The organism is uncultured Desulfovibrio sp., assembly GCF_944324525.1.
Lineage (GTDB): Bacteria > Desulfobacterota > Desulfovibrionia > Desulfovibrionales > Desulfovibrionaceae > Desulfovibrio.
Map to the genome: position 1 here is coordinate 38,742 of NZ_CALUWS010000021.1, position 10,159 is coordinate 48,900.

The following is a 10,159-nucleotide window of genomic DNA, read 5'->3' on the forward strand; positions in this document are numbered from 1 at the left end:
CATGAGCGAATTTGTTCATAGTTCATATAACATGTGTGTTCTTTTCTGCAGTAGCTTGTCTGTCAAATGGCTTTTTGCAGAAAAAGAATGTCGCTGTACTTTAGAAATAAAAAAGGCGCTCCGAAGTGGAGCGCCTTTTTTGCAGTGCATTGGGTTGGATCAGAAGAACTGGCCCATGCTGAACTCAAGCCGTCCGGGCTCGCGTTCATTATCGTAGTCCTTGCTGAGCGGGATGCCGTAAGCTATGCGCAGATCGCCCATGGGCGAGCGCCAGCGCAGCTCCAGACCGGCGGAGTAGACGATCTTGTCGTAGAGCTCGTCAGACTGGGTCCTGGAGTCGATGTTGAAACCGGCATCCAGGAAGGGGACGAGAGCAAGGCCCATATCCTTCTGGAAGGTCCAGACATACTCAAGGTTGAGCACGCCCATGCGGTCGCCGCCGATCTGGTCGCCGCCGTACTTGTAGTCGCGGGGCGAGAGGTCGGAGTAGGAATACCCGCGGATGGTTTCCATGCCGCCCACCCAGAAGCGTTCAAAGACCGGGACGCGCTTGTCCGTATTCTGGAAGACGCCGCCCAGGCGGGCCCGGACATGGACGGTGTTCTCGGGATTGAACGACCAGAATCCCTGCCAGTCGGCCACAGCCTTGATGAAGTTGTCCGTACCGCCCAGACCGCCGCCGCCGTATTCGGCCCAGAGCCGGGCGATGGTCCCCTTGGTGGGTCTGTCGCGGGCGTCCGTGGTGTCGCGCAGGATGCGGGCGTTGATGGCGCTGGTCCAGTTGTAGCCCTTGTAATCGGTGATGTAGGGAGAAGCGTTATCCCCCACATCGGAGAGATAGTAGCGCTCCAGGCGGTAGCCTACGCCCACGGAGGTGTATTCGCCCAGCGGGTAGGAGAAGTTGATGGTGTCGCCCAGCGTTTCCTTGGTGAAGTCGTCCCAGTAGTCGCGGATATAGTACAGATCGTTGCCGATGCTGAGATCCGTGTCGTACACACGGGGATTGGTGAAGGACAGGATGCCCGACGTGCGCCGCCAGGAGAAGAAGCCCTGCAGCTGCAGCCAGTAGCCGCGGCCGAAGAGGTTGCGCTCCATGATGGAGGCGGACACGCCCACGTCGTAATAGGTGGAGTAGCCGATACCGCCCATGAGCGCGCCGGTATTGGTCTCGTTGACCTTGACCTTGAGGTCCACCTCATCTTCCTTGCCGGTGGGCACGAGCTCCGTATCCACGGCGGAGAAGTAGCGCAGGCGGTTGAGGCGCTCGGTGGAGCGGCGCAGCTTGGCGCCGTCGTACATGTCGCCGTCGCCAAGGCGCATCTCGCGAAGAATGACGTTGTCGCGCGTCTTGACGTTGCCTTCGACGATAAGGCGGCGAATGAAGACCTTCTGCTTCTTGCTGATCTGGTAGCCCACGTCCACCAGGGGCTCTTCGCCCTCCACCTTGAGGATGCGGGTATCCACTTCGGCAAAGGCATAGCCCTGGTCGGCGTAGTAGTTGGTCAGGCGTTTGGTGTCCTCCTGCATGACGGTAACGGAGAAGTAGTCGTTCTCGTCACGCCAGTTGTCCATCTCCACCTGAGCGAGCATGGCCTGCTCGTCGTCGATGACGTCCCCGGCGAACTTGACGTCGCGCACCTTGTAGCGGGGGCCTTCGCTGACGAGGAAGGTGATGTAGATGCCGTCATCCTTGTACTGGATGTCGGGAGCGGAGACCTGGATGTCCACGAAGCCCTGGCTCAGGCCGTACGCGGCGATGGCGTTGGTGTCGCGCTCGATGTACTCGTCCTTGAGCACGCCGGTGCCGGTGAACCAGGAGAGGATGGTGCGCGGACGCAGGGCCAGATATTTGTCCAGACCGTCGCGATCCAGGTCCTTGATGCCGTCGATCTTGACTTCCTTGATGTAAAGCTTGTTGCCTTCTTCCACGGAAATGATCAGGACGGCCCCCTTGCCGCCCTGCCGGGATTCCAGCCGGTAGGAAGCCTTGGCCAGATAGTAGCCCTCCTTGCGGTAGAGCTCGTTGATCTTCTGGAGGTCGTCTGAAATGAGCTGTTCGTTGAGCACGTTCCCGCTGCGCGTGCCCATGGCCGCCAGGACGTCGTCGGCGTCCACGGCGTCGGAGCCTTCGACGATGATGTTTTCGATGCGGGGCTTCTCGGTGACGGTAAAGACGAGCACATTGCCTTCCAGCGTGGCCTGCACGTCGTTGAAATAGCCCATCTCCCAGATGCGCTTGACTTCTTCGTTGATGGCGTCGGCATCCGGGCTGTCGCCACGGCGGATGGTCAGGCGGGTCAGCACCACATCAGGATCCATGACCTGCAGGCCGCGCACCTGCACATCGGCAAGCCCCTTGGCGGCTCCCTGCATGGGGACGAAGCTGGGCGCGCGGTCGGCAGCGGGAGCGGCAAGGGGCGCGGCGGCAGGCGTCGGGGCTCCCGCGCCCATGACGCTGGCGGCGCGTCCGGCCAGATCGCCGGCGCATTCGGACAGCGCAAGGAGCGAATCCCGCTCGAAGCGGGCGGGCACGGCCTGTCCTTCTTCCACAGGCACAAGGCGGGTATCCATGCTGAAGCCCGCCCCCACCTGACTGAAGCTGCCGTAGACGACCATATCAGCCCCGGCCATACGGCCAAGACGCCGGGCTTCGGCAAGGTCCACGCTGCCGTTGCCGCCACGGGCCAGCAGGCCGCGGGCCTTGTCCATGGGGATGGGGCTGAGTCCATTCTGCGCAAGCTGGTCACAGATAAGCTGGGGCACATCCTGCGAGGCATTGGGCATTTCCGCGCCGGCCGTGGCCTGGAAGGGCAGCACGAGCACCGTCCGCCCGGCCGCGTCCGCCACCGTGACGGCGCACAACAGCAGCAGCGCCGGCAAAATGAAGAGGGAGGAGAGCCTACGCAAACACTTTTTCATACAATATCCCCGCTCTGAGTTCCAAACTGCGATGCATGATGGCGGCCAGTTCCCTGTTGTGGGTGACGACCACAAGCGTCATGCCCAGTTCCTTGTTCAGCTCCGTCAGCAGTTCGCCCACCTGCGCCCCGGTATGCTCGTCGAGGTTGCCTGTGGGCTCGTCGGCCAGCAGGACCCGCGGGCGCATGAGGATGGCGCGCGCTATGGCCACGCGTTGCCGCTCGCCGCCGGACATGGTGGCTACCGAGCTCTCGATGCGATGCGAAAGCCCGACCCTGTCCAGCATCTCACGCGCAAGGGGCAGGACGTCGGCAGGGCGACGCCCTGCCACGAAGGCGGGCATCGCCACATTTTCCACCGCCGTGAATTCCGGCAGCAGATGATGGAATTGAAAGACGAAGCCCAGCGACACATTGCGGAAATGCGCTTTTTCATCCGCGTTCATGCTGGCCAGGTCTTTACCGTCGAACAGGATACGTCCTGATGAGGGAGTATCAAGAGCTCCCATAAGATGCAAGAGGGTCGACTTGCCCGAACCGGAGGCCCCTACAATGGCCAGGGACTCTCCTTCATCAATTACCATATTGATATTCTTGAAAATCTCTAGATTTTCAGGGCCGTCGAAATGTTTGCTCACATCGAGAAATCGGTACAGTTCGGACATGGCGTTTATTCGTAGCGCAGAGCTTCGGCCGGAACGAGCCGGGCGGCCTGCCGTGCCGGGTAGAGAGTGGCCAGAAAGCAGAGCAGCATGGCGCTGGCGCCCACGATGACCACATCCTGGACAGTGATGATGATGGGGAGATGATCGAGGGTATAGACGTTTTCCGGCAGCTTGATGAAGCGGTACTTGCGCAGGGCCCAGCCCAGGGTGAGCCCCATGCCGTAGCCCAGCAGCGTGCCGACAAGGCCGATGATGGTGCCCTGGAGCATGAAGATGTTGCGGATCATGCGGCTGGTGGCCCCCATGGACATCATGATGGCGATATCGCGCGTCTTCTCCATGACCAGCATGACCAGGGAGGTCACGATGGAAAAGGAGCCGATGAGCACCACCATGGCCAGCAGGATGAACATGCCGACCTTTTCCAGCTTGAGCGCCGCAAAGAGGTTGGCGTTCATCTCCATCCAGTGCCGGACGTAGAAGGGACTGCCCAGCTCCCCGGCCAGCTCGTTGGCGATGACGTCGGCCCGGAAGAGGTCGTCCACGGTGATCTCGATGCCGGTCAGGTAGCCGTCCGGCAGGCCCAGCACGTTGCGGGCCACGTCCAGCGCCACGAAGGCCAGCGAGGAATCGTATTCGAACATGCCGGTCTTGAAGGTGCCCACCACCACGAAGGGCCGGACGTCGGGCTGGTAGCCGGCCGCGCCCTTTTTGCCCGACGGGGTGAGCAGGTTCACCCGGCTGCCGAGCACCACGCCGAGGCGGCGGGCCAGTTCATCGCCGATGATGATGCCCGGCAGGCCTTCGCGCACCAGATCGCCCACCGCGCCCTGGCGCAGCCTGGCCAGCATGGTGACCACCTCCGGCGCCGTGGCCGGATCCACGCCGCGCAGCACGATGCCCTTGACGCTGCCGTTGGCGGAGACCATGCATTCGGTATAGATGAAGGGCGTAGCCCCGGTGACGTGGGGGACCTTGAGCGTCCGCTCCCGCAAGTCGGGCATGCGCTGGAAGGCCGCCGGCTGATAGGACATGACGATGCCGTGCGCGTTGGCGCCCAGGATCTTGTCCCGCATGTCGGTGGTCAGACCGTTGTAGACCCCCAGCACGACCACCAGCGCGCCGACCCCCAGAGCCACGCCCAGGATGGACATGAGCGAGATGACCGAGATGAAGGTCTGCTTGCGGCGCGAAAAGAGATAGCGCCGGGCCACGAAGAGGGCGAAGGAGGATCGGCCCACCTAATACTCCGGCCGCAGCAGCGGGAAGAGGATGACCTCACGGATGGAGGCCGAATCCGTCAACAGCATGACCAGACGGTCGATGCCGACGCCCTGTCCGGCGGCGGGAGGCATGCCGTATTCCAGCGCGCGGAGGTAGTCCTCGTCCATGCAATGGGCTTCGTCGTCCCCGGCTTCCTTTTCGCGCACCTGCGCCTCGAAGCGGTTGCGCTGATCCATGGGATCGTTGAGTTCCGAGAAGGCATTGGCCATTTCCCGTCCCGTCATGAAGAGCTCGAAACGGTCCGTGATGTCCGGGTTCGCGTCGTTGCGCCGGGAAAGCGGCGAGATGGCCGTGGGGTAGTGGTAGATGAAATGGGGCTGGATGAGCTTTTCTTCCACATCCAGATCAAAGAGCTTGGCCTGCATCTTGCCCAGCTCCTCGCCGTCCGCCACCTTTTCTCCCCGTTCCTTGAGGTAGGCCTTGACCTTGTTGTAGTCGGTGTAGAACGACGGCGCGTGCCCGCCGACCTGCTCCAGCGACTCATGGAAGGTCATCCGCTTCCAGTGGCCGGGCGTCAGGTCGATCTCCTGTCCCTGATAGGTGATGACGGTGCTCCCGCACACCTTCTGGGCCAGCCGGGCAAAGAGCTCTTCGGTCAGGTCCATGAGGTCGCGGAAAGTGGCGTAGGCCCAGTAGAATTCACACATGGTGAATTCGGGATTGTGGCGGGTGTCGATGCCTTCGTTACGGAAATTGCGGTTGAGCTCGAAGACCTTTTCAAAGCCGCCCACCAGCAGGCGCTTGAGGTAGAGCTCCGGCGCGATGCGCATGTAGAGCTGCAGGTCGAGCGCATTGTGATGCGTGATGAAGGGGCGGGCCGTGGCCCCGCCGGCAAGGGGCTGCATCATGGGGGTCTCCACCTCCATGAAGCCCTTTTCCTGCAGGAAGGAGCGGAACTCGCTCACGATGAGGCTGCGCTTGCGGAAGATGTCCCGCGCGCGCTCATTGACCGTCAGGTCGACATAACGCTGGCGGTAACGCGTCTCCATATCCTTCAGGCCATGATACTTTTCCGGCAGGGGACGCATGGAACGCGTGATGAGCTTGAGGCTGCGGCAGGCGATGGTCAGTTCATTGGTCTTGGTGCGGAACAGATGCCCGGACACGCCGACGATATCCCCCACGTCCAGCTTCTTCACCACCGCAAAGACGTCTTCGGGCAGCTCGTCGCGACTGGCGTAGCACTGGATGCGGCCGCTCTGATCCATGAGGTGGAAGAACAGCACCTTGCCGAAACTGCGCAGCGACACGATGCGCCCGGCCAGGGCAAAGACATCCCCGGCCTGCTCCAGCGCCTCGCCTTCCAGTTCCCCGAACTGCTCGAGCACTTCGCCGATGGCATGCTCCTTGCGGAAGTCGTTGGGGAAGAGCGGCACGCCGGCGTCCAGCAGGTCACAGGCCTTGACCACGCGATTCTTGACCACCTCGTTGAGGTCGTCGCGTTTGGCAAGCCCTTCCAGCATGGGCATGAAGTAGGCGGCATGGGCGGACTTGGTGTTCAGTTTCACCCTGGGCTTCTGCGGACTCTTTTCCCGATCTTCCACAATACATCTCCTCGCGGCGTACGCGCCAATAATTGCTGGAGCAGCCTAGTCCAAGCCTCGGCGGCAGTCAAGAACCCGGCCCGCGCGGGAGGGCGTTTCTTCCCCCGGTGTCTTCTCCCTGTGCGGGACGGCGAGCGATCGAGCGTGATGTGCCTTCCTTCTGCTTTCTTCTCCCGGCACGAGGGACGGCGACTTGTCTTTCTTGGCGCGATACGCCATAGTGCACCCCTTGGTGTCCTATTACAAACGAGGCGCAGATGAAAAAACTGAGTATTTCCTTTCTGGGGCGGGACTGCCCCGGAGCCGTGTCCACTGTGAGCCAGATCCTCGGCCAGAGCGGCTGCAACATCGTGGAGGTGACGCAGACCATCCTGGCCGGCGAGTTTGCCGCCATTTTTATTGTGCAGGCCCCCGACTCGCTGGAGCAGGAAGAGTTGCGGCGGTTGCTGCTGACCGGGCTGGAGGCCGCAGGGCAGGATCTGTCCGTCCTGGTGCGCCCGGCCGTGGAAGGCCAGTGGGGCACGGGGCTCGTCTGCGAGCCCTTCGTGGTGACGGCCGACGGGCCGGACCATACCGGGCAGATCGCGGCCATGAGCCGCATATTCGCCCAGCACAGCATCAATATCGAAAGCCTCAAGGCCATCCTGGGCGAAGGCGGGCCCAACCATGCGCTCTTCGTGTTCGAAGTCATGGTGCCGGAGGATGTGGACCTCGGCCGCCTGCGCCGTGAACTCATGGTGGAAGGCAAGAAGCATGACCTGCGCGTGAGCGTGCAGCATCGAGACATTTTCGAGGCGGTGCACCGCGTGGCCTCGTTCTGAGGGACCGGCCATGCGAAGCGCCGCGCTGCTTTTGCTGGCTGTCTGGCTCGCCTGTCCCACGCTTGCGGCTGCCGCCGCGCCGGGCGAGACCGCGGAAGGAGGGCAGGCCGCCGCGCCGGCGGCCTCGCTGGAGGTCAGCCCTCCCGAGGGCTGGACGGCGTCAGGCGAAGCGCCCGAGGGCGTGTTCGCGGGCTGCCGGAGCTATTCGCGCACGGACCAACTGTTCGCCCTCATGGCCTGCGCCGAAGACATCGACCTGTCCACCAGCACGGAAGAAGGCTACCGCCGCCTGGGGGATGCCCTCGTCCGCAGCAGTGAGGAAGGGCTCCTCCTGCTTGCTCCCCGCAAGCAGGGAAAGGGGGCCGGGCTTTTCGTCCTGCTCGGACAGCCGGAATCCATCTGGCGGCGGCAGGAGGCCGCCCCCATGCTGGCCGCATTCGCGGGCGCCTATGCCGTGCCGGGAGAGTTGCTGGCCCCGCCCGCCGATCCGATCCGTTATCTGGGGACCTTTTCCCCCGAGGATCAGGGCCGGGAGGAGGAACTCGGCTGTACGGTCTATGTGCGCTCGCTGCCGGGCGCTGCCGAGGGCAAACTGCTGGCGGCCATCCTGCCCTATTCCGCCGCCTGGCTGGAAAAGCCGGAACTGCTGGCGGCCCTGGAAGCCTTCTGGGGAGAGCTTGCGCCGGAAGGCGCGCACTGGACGGCCGGGCCGAAACGCCATGCCGCCCTTTCCTCTGACGGGCGGGCGCTCTGTCTGCTCATGGCCGCCGCCGAGGAAACGACGGACACGACCGAGGCGATGCGGCAGGCCATGCGCGATCTCTCCGCTTTTGTCTGGTAGCCGCCCCCGTACGCCGCTCCATAACGCAACAGCAATCAACGGCGTCCCTGTGGCGCTCTTTCTGGAGATACCCTATGCTTTCCGAACGCGAAGTCACCAGTACCCTGAACATGCTCCGCAACGAACACCTTGACGTGCGCACCGTCACGCTCGGCGTCAGCCTTTTCGATTGCGTGAGCCATGACCTGCAACTGTTCACCGACAACGTGCGGGCCAAGATCCGCCGTTATGCCTCGCAGCTCGTGAGCGTCTGCGATGAAGTGGGCGACAAGTACGGCATCCCCGTGGTCAACAAACGCATCAGCGTCAGCCCCATCGCCGTGGTGGGCGCTCCCTTCGGCCCGGACGGCATGGTGCGCGTCTGCCGTGCCCTGGACGAGGCCGCCAAGGAGGCGGGCGTGGACTTTCTGGGCGGTTTTTCCGCCCTCGTGGAAAAAGGCTTCGCCAAGGGTGACCGCGCACTCATCGAAGCCCTGCCCGAAGCGCTGGCCTCCACGGACCGCATCTGCTCCTCCATCAACGTGGCCTCCTCGCGCAGCGGCATCAATATGGACGCCGTGGCCCTCATGGGCCGCCAGATCCTCAAGGTGGCCGAAGCCACGCGCGACCGGGGCGGCCTCGGCTGCGCCAAGCTCGTGGTCTTTGCCAACATCCCGCAGGACGTGCCCTTCATGGCCGGGGCCTACCTCGGCGTGGGCGAGCCGGACGTGGTCATCAACGTGGGCGTCTCCGGGCCCGGCGTGGTGAAAAAGGCCATCGACCGCGCCCTTGAGACCGGCCGCAACGACCGCGGCCAGCCCATGACCCTGCTGGACGTTGCCGAAGTCATCAAGCGCACCGCCTACAAGGTCACCCGCGTGGGCGAGATGATCGGTACCGAGGTGGCCCACCGTCTCGGCCTGCCCTTCGGCGTGGCCGACCTCTCGCTGGCCCCCACCCCCGCCGTGGGCGACAGCGTGGGCGAGATCTTCCAGTCCGTGGGCCTGTCCAGCATCGGCGCGCCCGGCACCACCGCCGTGCTCGCCATGCTCAATGACGCCGTGAAAAAGGGCGGCGCGTTCGCCTCCTCTTCCGTGGGCGGGCTCTCCGGGGCCTTCATCCCCGTCTCCGAAGACTCCAGCATCGAGGCCGCCGCCACTTCCGGCATGCTCAGCCTCGAAAAGCTCGAAGCCATGACCAGCGTCTGTTCCGTGGGCCTCGACATGATCGCCATCCCCGGCGATACCCCCGCCAGCAGCATTTCCGGCATCATCGCCGATGAAATGGCCATCGGCATGATCAACCACAAGACCACCGCCGTGCGCGTCATCCCCGTTCCCGGCAAGGGCGTGGGCGAGGAAGTCTCCTTCGGCGGCCTGCTCGGCAAGGCCGCCATCATCCCCGTCCCCCGCGGCGACGCCTCCGGCTTCATCAGCCTCGGCGGACGTATCCCCGCGCCTATCCATAGCCTGAAGAACTAGTCTGCTTTCTTGCAGGGACTGCATTGTGGGGGGAAGGGGACCCCGCGCCTCGCGCGGGCGGTGTCCCCTTCCCCCCACGCCCCCCATCCCTCCCCCGCGCGCTTTATCCAGGCAATGGTGCGCTGTCGTATCGTCCCGGCTTTCCTTCATTGACATCAAGCGTAACGCAACAACTGCTCTCGCCGTCGTTTCGGCCGTCTTTCGGAGCTTCCCTGCTTCCTGTCTTTCCAGTTACGCCGCCGGGAGACCGGCGGACAAAGTGGCGGCAGGCGCGTTGCGAAAGCTTGGAGCGACCAGAGTAAAGTTTTCGAGGGGAGGGGGACCTCTCCTCTTTTTTTCTGCCGCCATCCGGCGTAGCTTTTTTCCCTGCCTTTTTGTCATGTCGCCGGGGGACCGGCAGGCAAAGTGGCGGCAGGCGCGTTACGAAAGCTTGGAGCGACCAGAGTAAAGTTTTCGAGGGGAGGGGGATCTCTCCTCTTTTTTTCTGCCGCCATCCGGCGTAGCTTTTTTTCCTGCCTTTTTGCCATGCCGCCGGGGGACCGGCGGACAAAGTGGCGGCAGGCGCGTTACGAAAGCTTGGAGCGACCAGAGTAAAGTTTTCGAGGGGAGGGGGCGCGGGGGAGGGG

The 10,159-nt window shown here is 63.5% G+C and carries 7 protein-coding genes; 3 read left to right on the forward strand and 4 right to left on the reverse strand.

The features are described 5' to 3' along the window. Nucleotides 1-159: 159 nt before the first annotated feature. Genes bamA through lysS form a run of 4 tightly spaced genes read right to left on the reverse strand, consistent with a single transcriptional unit; the run spans nucleotide 160 to nucleotide 6,330 of the window. Nucleotides 160-2,919: an outer membrane protein assembly factor BamA gene (gene bamA / locus Q0K12_RS07050; RefSeq protein ID WP_297261426.1), complete on the reverse strand. Its 2,760-nt coding sequence runs from the start codon at nucleotides 2,917-2,919 to the stop codon at nucleotides 160-162. Continuing rightward, on the reverse strand, nucleotides 2,900-3,583 hold the full coding sequence (locus Q0K12_RS07055; RefSeq protein WP_297261428.1) for an ABC transporter ATP-binding protein: 684 nt from the start codon (nucleotides 3,581-3,583) through the stop codon (nucleotides 2,900-2,902). The genes bamA and Q0K12_RS07055 overlap by 20 nt, the downstream gene beginning before the upstream one ends. A 5-nt stretch (nucleotides 3,584-3,588) precedes the next feature. After that, nucleotides 3,589-4,824 carry a lipoprotein-releasing ABC transporter permease subunit gene (locus Q0K12_RS07060; protein WP_297261430.1) on the reverse strand — a complete coding sequence of 412 codons (1,236 nt, stop codon included), beginning with the start codon at nucleotides 4,822-4,824 and terminating at the stop codon, nucleotides 3,589-3,591. Then, on the reverse strand, nucleotides 4,825-6,330 hold the full coding sequence (lysS, locus tag Q0K12_RS07065; RefSeq protein WP_297261438.1) for a lysine--tRNA ligase: 1,506 nt from the start codon (nucleotides 6,328-6,330) through the stop codon (nucleotides 4,825-4,827). It abuts the gene before it with no gap. Between the two features lie 338 nt (nucleotides 6,331-6,668). Between lysS and Q0K12_RS07070 the strand changes: the two genes are divergently transcribed. The 3 genes from Q0K12_RS07070 to Q0K12_RS07080 all read left to right on the forward strand — a co-directional run bounded on the left by Q0K12_RS07070 (nucleotide 6,669) and on the right by Q0K12_RS07080 (nucleotide 9,533). Then, entirely contained in the window at nucleotides 6,669-7,232 is a 564-nt protein-coding gene (locus Q0K12_RS07070) for an ACT domain-containing protein (RefSeq protein ID WP_297261432.1), read from the forward strand. A gap of 10 nt (nucleotides 7,233-7,242) precedes the next feature. After that, the gene (locus Q0K12_RS07075; protein ID WP_297261434.1) at nucleotides 7,243-8,073 is read left to right on the forward strand and encodes a hypothetical protein; all 831 of its coding nucleotides are present in this window, start codon (nucleotides 7,243-7,245) and stop codon (nucleotides 8,071-8,073) included. 74 nt (nucleotides 8,074-8,147) lie between these two features. Next, nucleotides 8,148-9,533, forward strand: coding sequence for a PFL family protein (locus Q0K12_RS07080; protein ID WP_297261436.1), 1,386 nt, complete (start codon nucleotides 8,148-8,150; stop codon nucleotides 9,531-9,533). Nucleotides 9,534-10,159: the final 626 nt, after the last annotated feature.